Annotated in this window: 15 protein-coding genes and 1 pseudogene; 9 read left to right on the top strand and 7 right to left on the bottom strand. The window is 73.5% G+C overall.

Features of this window, described 5'->3' with window-relative positions:
• Positions 1-80: 80 nt before the first annotated feature.
• On the bottom strand, positions 81-1,976 hold the full coding sequence (locus ABZ318_RS33990; RefSeq protein ID WP_356906295.1) for an alpha/beta fold hydrolase: 1,896 nt from the start codon (positions 1,974-1,976) through the stop codon (positions 81-83).
• A gap of 355 nt (positions 1,977-2,331) precedes the next feature.
• Here ABZ318_RS33990 and ABZ318_RS33985 point away from each other — a divergent pair, with 355 nt between their 5' ends.
• Positions 2,332-2,775 (top strand): nuclear transport factor 2 family protein, encoded by a 444-nt coding sequence (locus ABZ318_RS33985; protein WP_356906294.1) that lies wholly within the window; start codon positions 2,332-2,334, stop codon positions 2,773-2,775.
• Positions 2,776-2,911: 136 nt separating this feature from the next.
• Here the strand turns inward: ABZ318_RS33985 and ABZ318_RS33980 are convergent.
• Together ABZ318_RS33980 and ABZ318_RS33975 are read right to left on the bottom strand one after the other, a co-directional pair.
• Positions 2,912-3,771: pseudogene (locus tag ABZ318_RS33980) on the bottom strand (transposase); the annotation flags it as partial.
• 563 nt (positions 3,772-4,334) lie between these two features.
• Complete coding sequence (locus ABZ318_RS33975) at positions 4,335-4,937, bottom strand: TetR family transcriptional regulator (protein WP_356906293.1); 603 nt, start codon at positions 4,935-4,937, stop codon at positions 4,335-4,337.
• Between the two features lie 138 nt (positions 4,938-5,075).
• Here ABZ318_RS33975 and ABZ318_RS33970 point away from each other — a divergent pair, with 138 nt between their 5' ends.
• A complete protein-coding gene (locus ABZ318_RS33970; RefSeq protein WP_356906292.1) occupies positions 5,076-6,569 on the top strand; it encodes an APC family permease in 1,494 nt (497 codons plus the stop codon).
• A 5-nt stretch (positions 6,570-6,574) separates the two neighbouring features.
• Positions 6,575-7,438 carry a carbon-nitrogen hydrolase family protein gene (locus ABZ318_RS33965; protein ID WP_356906291.1) on the top strand — a complete coding sequence of 288 codons (864 nt, stop codon included), beginning with the start codon at positions 6,575-6,577 and terminating at the stop codon, positions 7,436-7,438.
• Between the two features lie 26 nt (positions 7,439-7,464).
• On the opposite strand, the gene ABZ318_RS33960 is transcribed toward ABZ318_RS33965, so the two are convergent.
• Genes ABZ318_RS33960 through ABZ318_RS33950 form a run of 3 tightly spaced genes read right to left on the bottom strand, consistent with a single transcriptional unit; the run spans position 7,465 to position 10,791 of the window.
• Complete coding sequence (locus tag ABZ318_RS33960; RefSeq protein ID WP_356906290.1) at positions 7,465-8,580, bottom strand: PP2C family protein-serine/threonine phosphatase; 1,116 nt, start codon at positions 8,578-8,580, stop codon at positions 7,465-7,467.
• 1 nt (position 8,581) lies between these two features.
• Positions 8,582-10,207: an MFS transporter gene (locus ABZ318_RS33955; RefSeq protein ID WP_356906289.1), complete on the bottom strand. Its 1,626-nt coding sequence runs from the start codon at positions 10,205-10,207 to the stop codon at positions 8,582-8,584.
• The gene (locus tag ABZ318_RS33950) at positions 10,204-10,791 is read right to left on the bottom strand and encodes a TetR/AcrR family transcriptional regulator (RefSeq protein ID WP_356906288.1); all 588 of its coding nucleotides are present in this window, start codon (positions 10,789-10,791) and stop codon (positions 10,204-10,206) included. Before ABZ318_RS33950 ends, ABZ318_RS33955 begins: the two co-directional genes overlap by 4 nt.
• A 298-nt stretch (positions 10,792-11,089) precedes the next feature.
• Between ABZ318_RS33950 and ABZ318_RS33945 the strand changes: the two genes are divergently transcribed.
• The 5 genes from ABZ318_RS33945 (at position 11,090) to ABZ318_RS33925 (ending at position 16,016) form a co-directional block, all read left to right on the top strand.
• Positions 11,090-11,674, top strand: coding sequence for a TMEM165/GDT1 family protein (locus ABZ318_RS33945; RefSeq protein ID WP_356906287.1), 585 nt, complete (start codon positions 11,090-11,092; stop codon positions 11,672-11,674).
• Between the two features lie 83 nt (positions 11,675-11,757).
• Positions 11,758-12,273, top strand: coding sequence for a hemerythrin domain-containing protein (locus ABZ318_RS33940; RefSeq protein WP_356906286.1), 516 nt, complete (start codon positions 11,758-11,760; stop codon positions 12,271-12,273).
• A 77-nt stretch (positions 12,274-12,350) separates the two neighbouring features.
• Positions 12,351-12,968, top strand: coding sequence for a TetR/AcrR family transcriptional regulator (locus ABZ318_RS33935; protein WP_356906285.1), 618 nt, complete (start codon positions 12,351-12,353; stop codon positions 12,966-12,968).
• On the top strand, positions 12,952-14,610 hold the full coding sequence (locus ABZ318_RS33930) for an acyl-CoA dehydrogenase family protein (protein ID WP_356906284.1): 1,659 nt from the start codon (positions 12,952-12,954) through the stop codon (positions 14,608-14,610). The genes ABZ318_RS33935 and ABZ318_RS33930 overlap by 17 nt, the downstream gene beginning before the upstream one ends.
• 107 nt (positions 14,611-14,717) lie before the next feature.
• Positions 14,718-16,016: an amidohydrolase gene (locus ABZ318_RS33925; protein ID WP_356906283.1), complete on the top strand. Its 1,299-nt coding sequence runs from the start codon at positions 14,718-14,720 to the stop codon at positions 16,014-16,016.
• Here ABZ318_RS33925 and ABZ318_RS33920 read toward each other — a convergent pair.
• Entirely contained in the window at positions 16,013-16,897 is an 885-nt protein-coding gene (locus ABZ318_RS33920; protein ID WP_356906282.1) for a LysR family transcriptional regulator, read from the bottom strand. The two genes, ABZ318_RS33925 and ABZ318_RS33920, sit on opposite strands and share 4 nt — an antisense overlap.
• 130 nt (positions 16,898-17,027) lie before the next feature.
• Here ABZ318_RS33920 and ABZ318_RS33915 point away from each other — a divergent pair.
• Positions 17,028-17,775 (top strand): MFS transporter (locus ABZ318_RS33915; protein ID WP_356906281.1); only part of this gene is annotated, 748 nt, incomplete at its 3' end.

The raw sequence follows: 17,775 nt of genomic DNA, 5'->3' as shown, positions 1-17,775 counted from the left end.
GAGGACCGGGCCCGGACCGACCGCGTTGGTGCAGTCGATCAGGATCCGGCCGCCGGGCACCCACGGCGCGGCCTCCGGTCTCAGCCCAGCGGCAGTTCGAGGAAGGCCGGCGCGCCCTCCGGGGAGCTGAGGGTGGTCTGCGTCCAGGTCACGGAGGCGTCCCCGTACAGCGGGTCCTTGCTGTCGACGACCAGCATCAGGCGGTGTCCCGAGGGGATGTCGTACGCGGCGGCCTGGAGCCGCCAGGTCACGGTGCGGTCCTGGTCGGGCGTCAGCCCGTACACGTTGAGCGGCTCGTGGGTGATGATCCGGGCCGTGCCGTCCTCGGCGACGTCGAAGAGATGGGCGACGAGACCGGCGGAGCCGGCCGTGGAGCGGACCGTGAGGCGCAGCCGCGGGACGCCCCGGACGCGACGGCCGGCCGCGCCGTCGCCCGCCAGGGGGGTGAGCGGTGCGGTGGTCCAGACGACGGCGTGCCGGCGGTCGATCTTGCGGGTGTCGTAGGTCTTGGGGTTGCCGGCGCGTTCCGCCTGACCGGTCCTCATGAGGCCGTCCATGACGGTGGCCTCGGTGTCCACGCCCGCGAGGAACGCCCGGCGCCAGCCGGTGACCTCGGAGGGAGCCGTCGTCTCGCCCGCGGGGAGGAGCCGGCCGTCGGTGCCGCCGGCGCCGTCGCCGGTGAGGCCGAAGACCTCGACGCCGGTGGTGACGCGGCTCCAGTCGGCGCGGCTCTCGCGGGACGCCTCTTCGACGACGCGGTTCTCGCCGGTCGGCGTGCCGGTGCCGGGGTCGAGGACGGGTTCGGTGACGTACGTGAACATCACCTGGCCGCAGACCTGTTCCCAGTCCTCGACGCCGTTGCGTTCGCCCTTGAGGTGGTGGTCGAGCCAGGCGTACGCCTCGGCCAGGGGGAGGTTCGCCCTGCCGGGCTCCGTGCCGACGAGTCCCGGGCCCTCGGGGGCGGTGTGGTCGCCGATCCAGAGGTTGAGCCGCTTGGGGACCTCGAGGCCGTCGAAGGTCGCCAGGAGCTGGTTGACTGCGAAGAGGCCCTCGTGCCAGGTGTTCGAGAAGAAGGTGGGGGTCTCGTTCTCGTTGGTGCGGTGGAGGTACGACTCGGGGGCGCGCAGCCGGCCCCACTCGACGAACCGGTCGAGGTTCCGGTCGGCGAGGAAGTCGGCCAGGACCTCCTGGTTCGCCTTGTCGAACTTGCTCTCCACCGGGCCGCCGGTGAGCGCGAGGAGGGCCTTCACGGCCGCGAGGTGGCGGGTGCCGTGGTCGTAGAGGCTGGTGGCGAGGTTCCCCCAGGTGCTGAGGGCGACGACGGCGGTGACGCGGTCGTCGTGGGCGGCGACGAGCTGGCTGATGCCGGAGCCGTAGGACTCGCCGAGGAAGCCGATCGCGCTCGGGGCGAGGTGTTCGATCGCGAAGTCGATGACGGCGGAGCCGTCGGCCCAGTCGTGGGGTCCGGCGATGTCGACGAGGCCTTCGGAGGTGGAGGGCAGTCCGGGGATGCCGAGGCCGCGGGGCGTGTAGGCGAGGACGTGGTAGCCCCTGCGGGCGAGGTCGAGGTAGGACCAGAGGAACAGCGGCCAGCCGTAGGGGGTCCAGCCGGCCGGGACGACGACGAGCGGGTGGGGGCCGGGGGCCGACTGGCGGAGGCTGAGGGCGGAGAGGCGGATGCCGTCCGTGGCCTCGATACGGTGGTACGCGGGCAGGGCGAGGTCCCGTACCTCCTCGACGCGCGCGGCGAGTTCGGCGGGGAGCAGGGCCCGGGGGCCGTCACCGCTTCCGTTCAGGAGGGCGGTGGCGAGGGTCCGGCCGAGGCGGACGACGTCGGGGTCGACGGTGCCGTCGGCGGCCCAAAGGCCGCGGCCGGTGAGGCGGGAGGCCTCGGCGGCGGTGAGGCCCGTCGTGGTGCCCGGGAAACCGGGGAACTCTTCGGACGATCCGTTGGCGAAGGGGTTGTCCTGGGGCACGGGCACCTGTTTCCTCTCGACTGGCTGCTGGCGGTCCGCTCTGCGGACGGTCGCAAGCCTCACGTACCGGGAACGGAGCGACCAGAGCGCACGAACGGCGCACGGGACGCGCAACCGGGCGGCAACGACACAAGCCGCCCCGGGCACGATGTTTGGCGATCCGGGTTGCCGCCAGGGGGAGTCTTGTCGATCAGGCCGGATCAGGGCCGGACAGGTTCTAGGGCCTGTTTCGAGAGTCGATCTTGGGTGATGGAGTCGGATTACTTCAGAGGTAATGGCCTCCGCCTGCCCGCCTTGACAGGATTCGTGATCTCTCCGCGTCGACAGCACGCGGACCAGGACGGAGGGGGCAGCCATGTCCATAGCCGCACCTATGAACACGCGCGCCGTGGTTGAAGAACTGCTGCACAGGATCGGCGGGAGCGACCCCGAGCACATTGCCGAGCTGTATGCCGAGCAGAGCGACTGGAGGCTGGACTGGCCGGAGGCCGAACACGGTCGTGCCGCCACCCCGTGGATCCGTCACCGGTCATCCCGGGCCGACGCAGCCGCGCACTATCGCGAGCTTGCCGAGCACCACATGCCCGAGCATGTGGCGACCGAGATCGAGCGCATCCTCATCGACGGAAACGACGCGGTCGTACTCGGCGAGATCCGCCAGACCGCCCGGCCCACCGGACGTGCGTATCACGCCCGGTTCGCTTTGCACCTCACCGTTGAAGACGGCCTTGTCACCCGGCACCATGTCTACGAGGACAGCCTCGCCGTCGCCCAGGCGTTCGAGGCGGAGGATCAGTGAAGGGCCGCAGACCGATCGCGAAGGTACTGGCGCGTGGCGCTCGCGGTAGTCGGCCTTGTCGGCCCGCACGCGATCGGGCCGGGTGCGTGGCCTGCCGGTCCCGAGACGCGGGACACTGACCTTGTTCAGGACGGGCTCTCGGGTGGACCCGGTCCCACGCCTGGGTCTCGGCCTTGCCGTAGTTCATGGTCGCGGTGGCCGTGGTGATCGCCGGTTCGGGCCAGGTCTCGGGCCTGGCGAAGCGGAATTCTGGCCCATGCTTGGGCGGCCGGCCGTTGACACCGTGCGTCCTCGGTGGTTTCGGCAGACGCATCACCCGGTCGCTGCCGATGCGCCCGACCGGCTCGACGGGGAGATCCCGTAGTACCCAGGCCAGTCGGGTGACGCCGTAACCGGCGTCCATGACGATCGTGATGTCCGGGTCGCCGGGCGTCCACTGGCCGGCGGCGATGAGCCGCTCGACCGCGGCCCTCAACTGGGCGACGGTGACCGCGGTCGCGTCGTCCTCAGGCCCGAGCCGGACCACGTCCAGGATCCCGGTCCACGATGTGGCACCGGGCTCCAGGACAGCGACGAAGGAGTGGGGCCGGCCCGGGATGAACTGCGACGCGGACTTCGCCCGCCCGTAGACGTGGCAGAACAGCCCGTCCGCCGAGCAGGGCACGTCCGACCGCAACCACGGCGACACATCGACCGCCGGCACCAGGCGCCCGCCCTCGAACCGCGGCAGCGGCAGCCCGGCCAGCAGCGTCCGCGGCCGCTCGACGTTGGTCCGGCCGTGTTGAGGGCTCCGTACAACGCTCCGTGCCCACGCCGGTGCTCAGGCACCACCGTCGGATCCACCGGCGAGACCACCGGCCCCTCGACGCACAGCAGTGCGTCGGCCAGTTCGAACAGTTCATCACGCCGGGCGGTCAGGCACTCGTAGAACTCTCCCCGGAAGCGTGACGCATCCGCGAACGCCTCCCGCCGGACATCGTGGTGCAGCAGACTCACCCTCACGGCCTTCGTCGTGGCACGTGTACTCCTCGGTCGGAGCACATGATCAGACGAAGGCCGCCCCACGTCCGGCGAACCCCCGGGCGAGCGAACCCGTTCGAGACACCGTTCGACCTTGTGGCACCATGTGCGGCATGACGACCAACCGAAAGGTCCATGCCGCGTAGACGGCCAGGACGCATTCGGGCCGGAGCCCCGGTCCGGCAGCAGTCACAGCGCTCAAGGCCGGCCATCGACCGCCTCTCCCCGCGAGCGCTGTCCGAGATCGTTCGCCTTGAACGCACGCGGAACTACCTCCAACCGGGGGACACCAGTGCGGCATTGCGCCTATGGAAGGACTACGTCCACAGGCCCGCGCGCGAGCTCTGGCACGACGACGAGTTCGGCGACGTGCACTGGTACTGCTGCGGCAACCCTCTCGAAGGCCGTGCCCTACTCGACGGCGTGATCCGAGCCATGTCGCCTCGTGGAGCCCGCGAGCTCCGCAAGATCATCGAAGAGCTCGACGCCTTCATGGGCCCGCCCGACCCAGTCGCGGACCGCCGAAGACAAAGAACAGGCTAAGGCGCGTCCGGCAGGTATCCGGTCGCCGCGCGGGCGTAGGAGTGGAGGGCGGTGATCACCTCGCGGGGTGAGCGGCGGCCGGCGAGCACGTCCATCTGGTAGCCGTCCTCCATCGCCACGAAGTTGGCGGCGACGAGGCGGGCGGGGTCCGTCAGGGTGAAGTGGCCCTGGGCCTCGCCGAGCACCAGGATCCCCTGGTAGACGCCGATCTGGCGCTCCGTCAGGACGCTGTCGAGGGCGGCGGCCTTCGGGTCGCGGAGCGTGCGGGGCCAGTACTCGAACAGCAGTCGGGGCAGCCGGTCCTGGGGGCCCGACGCCACTCCGGACGCGATGCAGGTGGTGAGCCGCTCCCGGGCGTCGGCGTGCCGCTCGGCCGCCGCCTCGCGTTCCCGGCAGAACCGTTCCATGGCCTGCTGGAAGGTCTCGTACATCAGGGCGTCGAGGTCCTCGTAGTAGTACAGGACCGCGGCCGGTGTGACCCCGGCCTCCTCGGCGACGTCCCTCAGCCGGAGTCCTTCGAGCCCGCGGTTGAGCAGGGCCCGCGCCGCGGCCTCGCCCAGCTGGGCACGCCGGGCCTCCTGGTCCTTGTTCCGCGCCACCGGGACCCCTCCACCATCTCGTGAACTAAATCGAAACCAAAAGATACAGCTCCAGGCCTTGACCGCACCACGTGCGATTCCTTAAATCTCCGTTTAACGAAAGCGGAGCGTCCGCACGCCCCTCACCAGGAGGCCCTCATGACCCGCGCATCCGACATGCCACCCCCTTCGGCACCGCCCCCCGGGAAGGGGCTGCGAGGCGACTCCGTCGGTCTCCTCGCCACGACGGCCCTCGGGCTCGCCTCCGTGGCCCCCGCCTACAGCATCGCGATCACCCTGGGCCTGGTGACCCTCGTGGTCGGCGACCGGGCCCCGGCCGCCCTGATCCTCGGCTTCGTGCCGATCCTCCTCACGGCCTTCGCCTTCCGGGAGCTGAACCGGCGCATGCCGGACTGCGGCACGACCTTCGTGTGGAACACTCGGGCGTTCGGCCCGGCCGTCGGCTGGGTGGCGGGCGGCTGGACGGTCCTGGTCGCGACCGTCCTCGCGATGACCGCACTCGCCCAGGTCGGAGCCTCCGCGCTGCTCGCCTTCCTCGGGCTCGACGCGGCGGCCGGCAGCACCTTCGCCGTGACCGCCGTCGCCGTCCTCCTGCTCGCCCTGGTCGTCGTCGTCGCCTACCGGGGCATCCAGCTCGCCGCCCACGTGCAGTACGCGATGCTCGGCCTCCAGCTCCTCGCACTGCTCGCCTTCGGCGTCGCGGCCTTCGCCCGGGACGGCGCCGCCACCCCGTCCCCGAGCTGGATCGACCCCTTCGCCTTCGACGACTTCGGCTCCTTCGCCGAGGCCGTGCTCCTCTGCCTGTTCGTCTACTGGGGCTGGGACGCCCTGATCACCTTCAACGAGGAGACCGTCGACAGCGGCCGCACGCCCGGCAGGGCCGCGATCGTCTCCACCCTGATCCTGCTCGTCACCTATCTCTTCACCGCGTTCGCCGCGATCTCCTTCGCCGGGACCGGCACCGGCGGGCTCGGGCTGGGCGACGAGGAGAACGCGGCCGACGTCCTCACCCACCTCGCGCCCGCCGTGCTCGGCGGCGCCGCGAGCCGGGTCGTCACGCTCGCCATCGCCGTCTCGGCCGTCGGTGCCCTGCTGACCTGCGCGGGCTCCACCCCCCGGAGCACGCTCTCGATGAGCGCGCACGGCGCCCTGCCCGCCGCCTTCGGCCGCATGCACCCGCGCTTCCGCACCCCCGCCTTCGGGACGGTGTTCTGCGGAGCCGTGGCGGCCGTCGCCCTGGTCCTGCTCACCCTGGTCTCCGCCGACTTCCTCGGCGACGCCATCCTGTCGATCGGCCTCCTGATCGCCTTCTACTACGGCGTCACCGGCTTCGCCTGCGCCTGGTACTTCCGCCGGCAGCTGCGGGACTCCCCGCGCGACCTGCTGGTCAAGGGCGTCCTGCCGGCGACCGGCGGCCTGATGATGCTGGCGGCGTTCGTCCGCAGCGCCTACGACATGGCCGACCCCGGCTACGGCTCCACGTCGGTCGGCGGGGTCGGCGGGGTCTTCCTCCTCGGCGTCGGCTCGATCGTCCTCGGCGGCGTCGTGATGCTGCTCGTCCGCATCCGCCACCGCCGTTTCTTCCAGGACGGCCGCACGGCCGTCACCACCCTGTCCGTCACGGAGAACTGACACCCATGCGCACCCTCGCCCTCGCCGCCCTCCAGACCACGCCCGTCGCCCACGACCCGAAGGCCAGTTGGGAACGGTTCGCCGACCAGGTCCGCGCGGTACGCGACACCTTCCCGCACGTCCAGCTCGTCGTCGTCCCGGAGCTGCTGCTCTCCGCGGAGGCTCCGCTGCTCCAGTCCCGCGCGGAGTGGATGCGGGAGGCCGCCGTGCCGATCCCCGGCCCGCTGACGGACCGGCTCGGCGCCCTGGCCCGTGAGACCGAGCTCTGGCTGGTCCCCGGCAGCGTCTACGAGCAGGCCGACGACGGCCACGTCTACAACACGGCCCTCGCCGTCTCCCCCGAGGGCGAGATCGCCGCCCGCTACCGCAAGGTCTTCCCCTGGCAGCCGTACGAGCAGACGCGGCCCGGCAGCGAGTTCGTCGTCTTCGACCTGCCCGGCATCGGCCGCGCGGGGCTCGCCATCTGCTACGACGGCTCGTTCCCGGAGACCGCGCGCCAGCTGGCCTGGCTGGGCGCCGAGGTGATCATCCAGCCGACGCTGACCACCACCCGCGACCGGGAGATGGAACTGGTCTGCGCCCGGGCCAACGCCTGGACGAACCAGGTGTACGTCGTCAACGTCAACGCCGCCGACCCGGCCGGAGTCGGCGCCAGCGTCATCGTCGACCCGGAGGGGACCGTCCGGCAGCAGGCGGGGACCGGCGAGGAGGTCCTCGTCGACGTCCTCGACCTCGACACCGTCACCCGCGTCCGTGCGTACGGCTCCGCCGGCATCAACCGGCCCTGGGCCCAGCTCGCCCGCTACGGCGACCGGATCGAGCTGCCCATGTACGGGGGCACGTTCCGGCCGGTGCCGGCGCGCGACTGAGCGGCAGGCCCCGTCAGGGGGAATGGTCAGACAGGACCTGCGGGCGGGCGGACCACGAGGACGGCGGCCACGTCGTCGTCGAGGCCGTCCGCCCCGTAGGCGGCGAGGTCCCGGTGGAGGAGCGCGGGCAGCTCCGCGGCCGGCTCCCGGGCCCAGCCCCGCAGGCGCGGCTCCAGCGGGTAGAAGGTGCCGGCCCGGTCGCGGGTCTCGCTGACGCCGTCGGTGTAGAGGAGCAGCCGGTCCCCCGGCCCGAAGGGCACCTCCTCGATCCGGTGGTGGCTGTCGGCGAGACCGGCGAGGTTGACGGGCAGGGAGGGGTCGGCGAAGTGCACGGGCTCGACGCCGGTCGCCCGCTGGAGCAGCGGGGCGGGGTGGCCGCAGCTGAGGAGCCGTGCGACGTCACGGCCGTCGGGGAGCTCCACCAGGACGACGGTGGCGAAGCGTTCGGCGGCGTCGGAGTCCGGGTCCCAGGCTCCGTAGCGGGCGAGGCCCTCGTCGAGCCGGTCCGCGAGGTCCGCGAGGTCGCGGGCCTCGTTGACGGCGGCGCGGAAGGAGCCGAGCAGGACGGAGGCGGTCTCGACGGCGCCGAGGCCCTTCCCCTGGACGTCGCCGAGCATGACGCGCACCGCGCCGGGGATCCTGACGGCCTCGTAGAAGTCGCCGCCGATCCTCGCCTTGGCCGCGGCCGCGACGTACAGCAGGTGCAGGTCGAAGCGGCCGAGGCGCTCGGGCAGCGGGCGCAGGACGACCCGCTGGACGACCTCGGCGACGGCGGTCACCTCCCGCAGGTCCCGTTCGTAGCGGGTCCTGGCCCGGCTGACCCAGGCCGCGGCGGCGGTCGCCGCGGCGAGCACCGTCTCGCTGGCGATGAGTTCGGTGGCGGACGTCACCTCCCGGCTCGGAGCGAGGAGCACGCGGACGGCCATGGCGAGCAGCCCGATGCCGACGGTCCCGCGCACGCTCCAGGTGACGGCGGCGAGCGCGGGCGCGGCGACGAGGAGCCGGTCGAAACGCTCCCGGTCGGGGGTGAGCAGATCGGCTGCGACCGTCAGGACCATGACCAGGAAGGGCAGCGCGCGACCGAGGTTGAACTGGGTGCGCGCCGCCGTGCCGGGGGGACGGCGGTGACCGGCTGCGGGCATCTCATGATCGTACGCAGGGCCGTCCGCCGGGCCGGGGTGCCGTCGGGTCCGGGCGTGTCCCACGGCGGTCGGCCCGGCCGGGCAGGGCCAGGGCGGCCGGGACGGCGAGCGCGGCGATCACCGCCAGGACCGGGAGCGCGACGCCCCGGACCGGTACGAAGCCGCCGTCGGGCACGAGGGCGAGGAGGAGGGTCGCGGTGGCGACGCCGAGCGCCGGGCCGACGTTCATCGCGGTCTGCTGGAGACCGCCGGCGACCCCGGCGTGGGCCTCGGGGGCGCGGTGCACGACCACGGAGGTCGCGGTGACCATGAGCGTGACGAACCCGGCGCCGAGAAGCGCGGAGGCGACGCCGACGGGGGCCGCGCCGGCCGTCACGTCGAGCCGGGAGAGCAGCAGGACCCCGAGCGTGAGCAGCCCGGCCCCGGCAGTGGCGGTGCGGCGGGGGCCGAAGCGGCGCTGGAGCGGCGGGCAGAGCGGCGCGCCGAGGACCATGAGGACGGCGAGGGGCAGGACGCGCAGCGCGCAGTCGAGGGGGTCGAGCCCCTGGACGTCCTGGAGGAAGTACGTCGCCACGAAGAGCGCGCCGAAGAGGGCCGCGGAGGCCGCGAGGAGCACGGTGAGCCCCGCGACGACCGGCATGCTCCGGAGCAGCGCCGGGGGCAGCAACGGGTCGGCGACGCGCCGCTCGTGCCGCGCGAAGGCCGTCCCGGCGCCGAGAGCCGCGCCCCAGGCGAGGACGGCGGCACCGATGCCACCGGGACGGGACGCCTCGTCGAGACCGTGGACGAGCAGCCCGAGCGCGGCGGCGAGCAGAAGGGCCCCGAACGGGTCGAGCGCGACGGGGCCGGACGCCGGGCGGTCGGGGGAATCCGTCGGTGGGCGCCCCGGCGAGGCAGGGGCGCAGAGCGGGTCGGCCGCGGCGGGGCCGGACGCCGGGCAGTCGGCAGAGCCCGCCGCTGGGCGGTCCGGCGAGGCCGGGGTACCGAGCGGGGCAGGCACGGCGGGGCCGGACGTCGGGCGGTGGTCCGGCGAGGGCAGGGCGCCGAGGGGGTCGGGTCCCCTCCCGTCGGGGGAATCCGGCCGTCGGTGGGTCGGTGAGGTCAGGGCGAGAAGGCCGATGGCGAGGGTCGGGGGGACGCCGAGGAGGAAGACCGCGCGCCAGCCGTACGAGGAGACCAGCGCGCCGCCGACGAGGGGGCCGGTCGCGGCGGCGAGGCCGATGGCGGCGGTGCGTACGGCGATCGGGGTCGCCAGCCGCTCGGGCGGGAAGGCGGTGCGCAGCATGCCGAGGGTGGCGGGCTGGAGGAGCGCCCCGCAGACGCCCTGGAGCACGCGGAGCGCGATCACGGTGCCGATGCCGGGGGCCAGGGCGATGCCGGTGGAGGCGGCGGCGAAGCCGAGGGCGCCGACGGCGAAGACCCGGTGGTGGCCGCACCGGTCGCCGAGGCGGCCCGCGAGGACGAGGAGGCTCGCGACGGCGACGAGGTAGCCGGTGCTGGTCCACTGCACCTGGCCGACCTCGGCGCCCAGGTCGCGCTGGAGGGCGGGTTGGGCGACGGTCAGGACCGTGCCGTCGAGGGCGACGACGGCGGCGCCGACGACGCTGCAGGCGAGGGTGCGGTTCACGGGGCGGGCTCCGCGGGGCCGAGGTGCGCGTCGAGCGCGGCGGCCAGCAGGGGGCCCGGGTCGTCGCCGCCGGTGGCGAGGCGGAGGCTGCCCCAGTGCCAGAGCTGCGCGAGGCCGTGCAGGTTGGCCCAGAGGACGCCGGCGAGGAGGGCGGGGTCGGCCGCCGGACGGACGCGGGCGACGAGCCCGGTGAGGTGGGCGAAGAGCGGCAGGCTGGTCTCGCGCAGCCCGAGCCGTCCGCTCTCGAGGAGGTCGTGCCGGAACATCAGCTCGTACATGCCGCGCCGGGTGCCGGCGTAGTCGAGGTAGACACGGGCGAGGACCCCGATCCGTTCGCGAGCCGTGGCCCCTTCGGGGTCCTCCTCGGCGACGCGGGCGGCCAGTTCGGCGAAGCCCTGGCGGGCGATGGCGGAGAGCAGTTCCAGGTGGGTGGGGAAGTACCGCCGTGGGGCTCCGTGGGAGACGCCGGCGCGGCGGGCGATCTCGCGGAGCGAGAGGGCCTGGGCGCCCTCGGCGTTCACCAGCTCGACGCCGACCCTGACGAGCCGGTCGCGCAGCCCGTCCTCGTTCTCTTTCAGTGACATGGACACTGTCTACCAAGATCGAGTAGACAGTGTCTACTCATCTGCGCGCTCTCGTCCGTTACACTGGGCGACAGCGAAGGGGAGTAGCCCTGCGAACCGGTCGTCGACACACTGGAGCCCTCGGGTTCCCGGTGACCGGGTCCGCGGATCACGTGGACGGGCGAGACCTTCGGCCAGGCAACAGCCGCGTCCGCGTTCCCGTGGGCGTGGTCCGTCATGCCGGGCCGAGTGGTCCTCCCGTCGCCCACCGAGGTGTCGTGCGGAGCCGCGGGGCCCGGACCGAGCAGAGAGCCCCGGTATGCACCTCGACCCCTTGGCGATCCTCACCGCCTTCGGGCTGATCTTCCTCGCCGAGCTTCCCGACAAGACGATGTTCGCGTCCCTCGCCATGGGCACGCGCATGCGTCCGCTGTACGTGTGGATCGGCACCTCCACCGCCTTCCTGGCCCACGTCGCCATCGCGGTGGGCGCCGGCAGCCTGCTCGGGCTGCTCCCGGGCTGGTCCGTCAAGCTGGTATCGGCCCTGATGTTCGGCTTCGGCGCCTTCATGCTGCTGCGCGGCGGGGGCGATGACGACGACGCCGACGAGGGCGGCCGGACGGTCAGCGGCTTCTGGCCCGTCTTCTCGACCGCCTTCATGGCCGTCTTCATCAGCGAGTGGGGCGACCTGACCCAGATCACCACCGCGAACCTGGCCGCCACCAACGGCACCTGGTCGACGGCGATCGGTTCGTTCGCCGCCCTGACGACGGTCTCCGCCCTCGCCCTGGTCGCCGGCCGCTTCATCGCCAAGCGCGTCCCCCTCAAGACCGTGCAGCGGATCGGCGGCGTCTGCATGGCGGGCCTCGCGATCTGGTCGCTGACCGAGGTCTTCACCGGCTGAGCACACCACCGCTCCGGCGCACGCCCCTTCCCGTTCGGGGAAGGGGCGTGCGCCGTCCCGCGTCGGCTGGGAGCATGCGCCCCATGGCCACCACCTCCGAACCGGCCGACCGCCTCACGGCGTTCGGGAACCAACTCGTCGACGTGCACCTCTGGCTCCGCGAGGAGCTCGCCCGCCTCCGCGAGGAGCTGGACTCCTTCCTCTCCGGCGGCGTCCGCCCCCGAAACCTGCGGGCGCACTGCCTCGCCTTCTGCTCCGCGCTCACCCGCCACCACACCGCCGAGGACCGGGGCGTCTTCCCCGTCCTCGCCGAGGCGTACCCGGCGCTGCGGCCCGTGCTCGACGAACTGGCCCGCGACCACGTGCAGGTGGAGGAGATCCTGGTCCGCCTCCAGAACCTCCTGGACGCCCTGCCGTCCGAGCCGCGCACCGAACTCGACCCGCCGGAGGCCCGGCGGGTCCGCGGCGAGCTGGACGGCCTCATGGCCCTCGTGGAGTCCCACTTCACGTACGAGGAGAAGAAACTCGTCGCGGCCCTCGACGGGCTCGGCACCCCGCTGCCGGACGACTTCGCGCTCCGCGACCTGACCGGCCGCTGACGACCGGAACTCCACGTCAAGGGGACGCCCTGGGCCGGCCCCTTGATGAAGCAGTGAATCACTGCTTCACTCCTTCCATGCCCTACCGACGTACCCCCGCCGTCCAGGCCCGGCTCGACGCCCAGCGCGCGTCGGTCGTCGACGCGGCCCTCAAGCTGCTCGCCGAGCAGGGGTACGCGGGCTGCACGATGGCCGCCGTCGCCGCGCGCGCCGGAATCGCCACCGGCAGCGTCTACCGCCACTTCCCGAGCAAGGCCGAGCTCGCCGTCGAACTGTTCAGGGCTGTGGTGAGCCGGGAGGTGGCGGCCGTGTCCGAGGCGGCCGGGCACCCCGGACACGGTTCGGCGGCCGAGCGGGTGGTCGCCGTGATCGAGACCTTCGCCCAGCGGGCCCTGAAGTCGCCGCGCCTCGCCTACGCGCTGCTCGCCGAACCGGTCGACCCGGCCGTGGACGCGGAGCGGCTGGTCTTCCGGCGCGCGTTCCGGGACGTGTTCGCCGCGCGCGTCCAGGAGGGCGTGCGCTCGGGCGAGCTGCCGCCCCAGGACGCGGCCCTGACGGCCTCGGCGCTGGTCGGGGCGGGCGCGGAGGCGCTCGTCGGACCGCTGGCGGAGGGGTCCGTCGGCCCCGAAACCGTACCCGCACTCGTCACGTTCACCCTGCGAGCACTGGGAGTTCCCGATGCCGACCACGCATGAGGTCACCAACCAGGTACCGCCGCTGACCGGTCACGACGTCTCCGCCGACCCCGCGCTCCTGGAGGCGCTGCGCCGGGAGGGCGCGGGCTGGGCCGAGGCCGAGGTCCGTGAGCTCGGGGCGAAGGCGGGAGGCGAGGAGGCCCAGGAGTGGGGCCGGCTCGCCGAGCGCCACTCCCCCGTGCTGCACACCCACGACCGCTACGGCCACCGGATCGACGAGGTCGAGTTCCATCCGTACTGGCACGAACTGATGGACGTGGCCGTACGGCACGGGCTGGGCGCCGCTCCCTGGCGCGACGAGCGGCCGGGCGCGCACGTGGCGCGTGCGGCCAAGGTGTTCGTGTGGGGGCAGGCCGACGCGGGGCACCTGTGCCCGGTCTCCATGACGTACGCGGCGGTGCCCGCGCTGCGCGTCCAGCCCGAGCTCGCCGAGGTGTACGAGCCGCTGCTCACCTCCTCCGCGTACGACTTCGGGCTGCGGGTGCCGACGGAGAAGCGCGGGATCATCGCCGGGATGTCGATGACCGAGAAGCAGGGCGGCTCGGACGTCCGGGCGAACACGACCCGTGCCGTGCCGACGGGAGAGCCCGGGCAGTACACGCTGACCGGGCACAAGTGGTTCACCTCGGCGCCGATGTCGGACGTCTTCCTCACCCTGGCGCAGGCCCCCGGCGGCCTGTCCTGCTTCCTGGTGCCCCGCGTGCTGCCCGACGGCAGCCGCAACGCGATCCGGCTCCAGCGCCTCAAGGACAAGCTGGGCAACCGGTCCAACGCCTCCTCCGAGATCGAGTACGAGGGCGCCCTCGGCCGACTGGTCGGCGAGGAGGGGCGCGGGGTGGCCACCATCATCCGGATGGTCAACATGACGCGGCTCGACTGCGCCATCAGCTCGGCCTCCGGAATGCGCCTCGGGCTCGTACAGGCCGTGCACCACGCCACGCACCGCGCGGCGTTCGGGGCACGCCTCGTGGACCAGCCGCTGATGCGGAACGTCCTCGCGGACCTGGCCGTGGAGGCGGAGGCCGCGACGGTCGCGTCGCTGCGGCTGGCCGGGGCGGTGGACCGGGCCGCCCGCGGTGACGCCGAGGAGGAGCAGCTGCGCCGGCTCGGTCTCGCGGTCACCAAGTACTGGGTGTGCAAGCGGGCCCCCGCGCACGCCGCCGAGGCACTCGAATGCCTCGGGGGCAACGGCTACGTCGAGGACTCGGGGCTGCCGAGGCTCTACCGGGAGTCGCCGCTGCCGTCGATCTGGGAGGGCTCCGGGAACGTCGCCGCGCTCGACGTCCTGCGGGCGATGTCCCGTCAGCCGGAGGCGGTGGAGGCGTACTTCGCGGAGGTGGACCGGGGCGCGGGCGCCGACCGGCGGCTCGACGCGGCGGTCGCGGGCCTCCGCAAGGACCTCGCGGGGCTCGGCGACCCGGACGCGGCGGCATACGGGGCACGACGCCTTGTCGAGCGCCTCGCCCTGGTCCTCCAGGGTTCCCTGCTCGTCCGGCACGGCCACCCGGCGGTCGCGGACGCGTTCTGCGCCTCCCGCCTCGACGGAGACCGGGGCCTCGCCTTCGGGACGCTGCCGGCGGGCGTGGACACGGCGGCCATCATCGCGCGGAGCGGCCCGGAGGCGGTGAGCGCCCCGGCCTGACCGGTGCCGCGCTGTCCGAACGGCCGACCCGGGCGGTCCGTGCCTCGTCCCGCACCTCCCGGGTGGCAGGCTGGTGGCACACGGTTCCGGTACGAGAGGGAGTCCCGTTGGGCAGCGAGGCGATCCACGACGAACTGGACGGGCGGGCGGCCGGGGCGGCCGGTCGGGTGGTGGCCTGGCGGCACCATCTGCACCGGCATCCGGAGCTGTCCAACCGGGAGGTGAACACGGCCCGTCTGGTGGCGGACCACCTGCGCGCCCTGGGTCTCGACGAGGTCCGTACGGGCATCGCGGGGCACGGGGTCGTGGGCGTCCTGCGCGGGGCGGCACCGGACGGCGGGCGGGTCGTGGCGCTGCGGGCGGACATGGACGCGCTGCCGGTGAGGGACCTGTGCGGGGCGGACTTCGCCTCCGAGGCGGTGGACGCCGAGTATCCGGGCGGCCCGTTCCCCGTGTCGCACGCGTGTGGGCACGACTGCCACACGGCGATGCTGATGGGTGCGGCGACGGTGCTCGCGGGTGTCCGGGAGCGGCTTCCCGGCACGGTCCTCTTCGTGTTCCAGCCCGCCGAGGAGGGCCCGCCGGTGACGGAGGAGGGCGGGGCGCGGGCGATGGTCGAGGCGGGCGCCTTCGCCGGACCGGTGCCGACGATGGCCTTCGGCATGCACGTGACGCCGTATCCGAAGGGGTACGTGGGATACAGGGTCGGCAACCAGTACGGCGCCTCCACCCTGGTCCGTATCGTCGTCAACGGAAAGCAGGTGCACGGCTCCACGCCCTGGGAGGGAACCGACCCGATGCCGGCGGTCGGCGCGGTCCTCACGGGCATCGGCCAGCTCTACCGGCAGGTCTCGGCCTTCGACCCGGTGACGGTGACGATCGGGCACGTCGAGGACGTGGGCCGCTTCAACATCATCGGCCAGACCGTGACCCTGTGGGGCACGGTCCGCTGCGTCGTGGAGTCCGACATGGCGGAGGTCCAGCGCCGTCTGACGACGCTGGCCGAGCACTCCGCGGCGGCGTACGGCGCGACGGCCACGGTGGAGTACCTGCAGTCCGTGCCGCCCGTGCACAACAGCGGGCCGTGGGTGGGGGCCGGGCTGCCGACCCTCCGCCGAGTGGTCGGAGAGGAGCGCGTCGTGGAGACGGGTGCGACGCTCGGCTACGACGACGTCTCCGAGTTCATCGGCCGGTTCGGCGGTCTGTACGTGATGCTGGGCGTCCAGGACGCCACGCTGGACGCCTCCGGCAGACCGGTTCCGGTGGAGGGCGGGCGCGGGCTCGTCACCAACCACAACCCGCACTTCTACGCGGACGACGACACCCTCGTCACCGGCGTCCGCCTCCACGCACACGTGGCGTACGACCATCTGGCGGGCACCCTGGTCGCACGGCCGGAAGGCTAGGGGGCCGCGCTGACCGCCGCCACGAAGGCCCTGAGCAGAGCCGAGTCGGAGGCGGTCGGCCACACCAGGCCGTACTCCAGGGGCGGGACGCCGCGCACCGGGACGTAGGCGATGCCGGGGCGGGGATGGTACTGGGCGCCGCGGGCCGCACCGGGGGACGCGCCCCGGCCCGCGGTCACGTGGGAGAGGACCTCCTGCCAGGTGGCGGCGGCCGGGCCCCGGCCGACGGGGGCTCCGGACGGGGTGCTGCGCGGGTAGTGGTGGTCGACCCAGTAACGGGGTACGGCACCGCCGGGGGCGATCAGGTCGAGGCCCGCGAGGTCCTCCGGGCCGAGGGACGCGCGGCCGGCCAGCGGGTGGCCGACGGGCAGGAGGAGCACCCGCTCGTCGGTGACGAGGACGGGGCCAGTGGTCAGGTCCGGCTCGCGCACGGGGAAGGCGGTGTCCTGGACGTCCAGCGTCCCGTCCTGGAGGGCGCGGACCCCGCCGTCGAGGGGGACTTCGCGGACGGTGATCTCGCAGCCCGGGTGGAGCGCGGTCACGGCCTCGGCCGCGGCGGTGAGCAGCTCGCCGCTCCAGGGGGTGCCGAAGCCGACGCGCAGCCTGCCGTGGACGCCTCGCCCGGCGGCGGTGGCGCGTTCGAGGGCGGCCCGCATCTGCCGGTGGGCGGGCAGGAGGTCCTCGTACAGGGCGTGGCCGACGGGGGTGAGCCGGACGCTGCGGCTGGTGCGGGCGAAGAGCGGGGTGCCGACGCGGCGCTCCAGCTTCTTGACGGTCTGGCTGATCCGACCGGTGGAGACGCCGAGGCGCTCGGCGGTGCGCCCGAAGTGGAGTTCCTCGGCGAGCGTGAGGAACGCTTCCAGTTCGTACCGTTCGAGCACCGGCCCCACCCCTTGGCGTCCACTGATCGTTGAGTGTGGCTCAACGCCGGTTTCATGATGACATCTTGATCGGCCGGGGTGGCGACCGGGAGCCTGGAGGCGTCCCCCTCCCCCGTACGGAAGGGCCTCCGTGGTCCCACGCACCCCCGCCCCCGCCACCTCCGCCCCGCGCGTGAACGTCCTGCTCCTCGCCGTGGCGGGAGCGGTCACCGTCGCCAACATCTACTTCCCGCAGCCGCTGCTCGCCGCCGTGGCGCGCGGCCTGGACGTGTCGGAGCGGACGGCGGGGCTGATCGCCTCGGCCGCCCAGATCGGGTACGCGCTCGGCATCCTGCTGCTCGTGCCGCTCGCCGACTCCGCGCGGCTGCGCCGCCTCACCTCGGTGCTGCTCGCCCTGACCAGTACCGCCCTGCTCGTCGCGGCGGCGGCGCCCGACGTGGTCACCCTGGCGCTCGCGACCCTCGCGCTCTCCACCACGACGGTGCTGCCGCAGATCCTCACCCCGGTGGCGGCGGTGCTCGCCGGCCCCGGGCGGCAGGGCCGCGTCGTGGGTCTGGTGGGCCTGGGCCTGACGCTGGGCTCGACGCTCTCCCGTACGGTCTCGGGCGCCGTGGCCGACGCGAGCGGCAGCTGGCGGGTGGCCTACGCGGTGGCGGCCGTGGCGACGGCGGCGCTGCTCCTCGTCCTCCCCCGTCGACTGCCCGAACGGCTGGGGTCGCGGGGGGACACCTCGTACGCCGGGCTCCTGGGCGGGCTTCCCCGGCTCCTCGCGGTCCACCGGGAGCTGCGGATCTCGGCGCTGCTCGGGGCGTGCGTCTTCGCGGCGTTCAGCGTCTTCTGGTCCGTGCTCGCCTTCCACCTGGCGGCCCCGCCGCTCG

Origin of the sequence: Streptomyces sp. NPDC006197 (genome assembly GCF_040613865.1) — a bacterium.
Taxonomy (GTDB): domain Bacteria; phylum Actinomycetota; class Actinomycetes; order Streptomycetales; family Streptomycetaceae; genus Streptomyces.
The sequence above is the reverse complement of the archived record's forward strand: the minus strand, read 5'-3'. Positions and strand labels throughout refer to the sequence as shown.

Excerpts from the sequence above, each read along its gene's own strand:
- ABZ318_RS33985 (WP_356906294.1), top strand. The coding sequence starts at position 2,332 with ATGTCCATAGCCGCACCTATGAACACGCGCGCCGTGGTTGAAGAACTG.
- ABZ318_RS33970 (WP_356906292.1), top strand. The coding sequence starts at position 5,076 with ATGACCCGCGCATCCGACATGCCACCCCCTTCGGCACCGCCCCCCGGG.
- ABZ318_RS33965 (WP_356906291.1), top strand. The coding sequence starts at position 6,575 with ATGCGCACCCTCGCCCTCGCCGCCCTCCAGACCACGCCCGTCGCCCAC.
- ABZ318_RS33960 (WP_356906290.1), bottom strand. The coding sequence starts at position 8,580 with ATGCCCGCAGCCGGTCACCGCCGTCCCCCCGGCACGGCGGCGCGCACC.
- ABZ318_RS33950 (WP_356906288.1), bottom strand. The coding sequence starts at position 10,791 with ATGTCACTGAAAGAGAACGAGGACGGGCTGCGCGACCGGCTCGTCAGG.
- ABZ318_RS33945 (WP_356906287.1), top strand. The coding sequence starts at position 11,090 with ATGCACCTCGACCCCTTGGCGATCCTCACCGCCTTCGGGCTGATCTTC.
- ABZ318_RS33940 (WP_356906286.1), top strand. The coding sequence starts at position 11,758 with ATGGCCACCACCTCCGAACCGGCCGACCGCCTCACGGCGTTCGGGAAC.
- ABZ318_RS33935 (WP_356906285.1), top strand. The coding sequence starts at position 12,351 with ATGCCCTACCGACGTACCCCCGCCGTCCAGGCCCGGCTCGACGCCCAG.
- ABZ318_RS33930 (WP_356906284.1), top strand. The coding sequence starts at position 12,952 with ATGCCGACCACGCATGAGGTCACCAACCAGGTACCGCCGCTGACCGGT.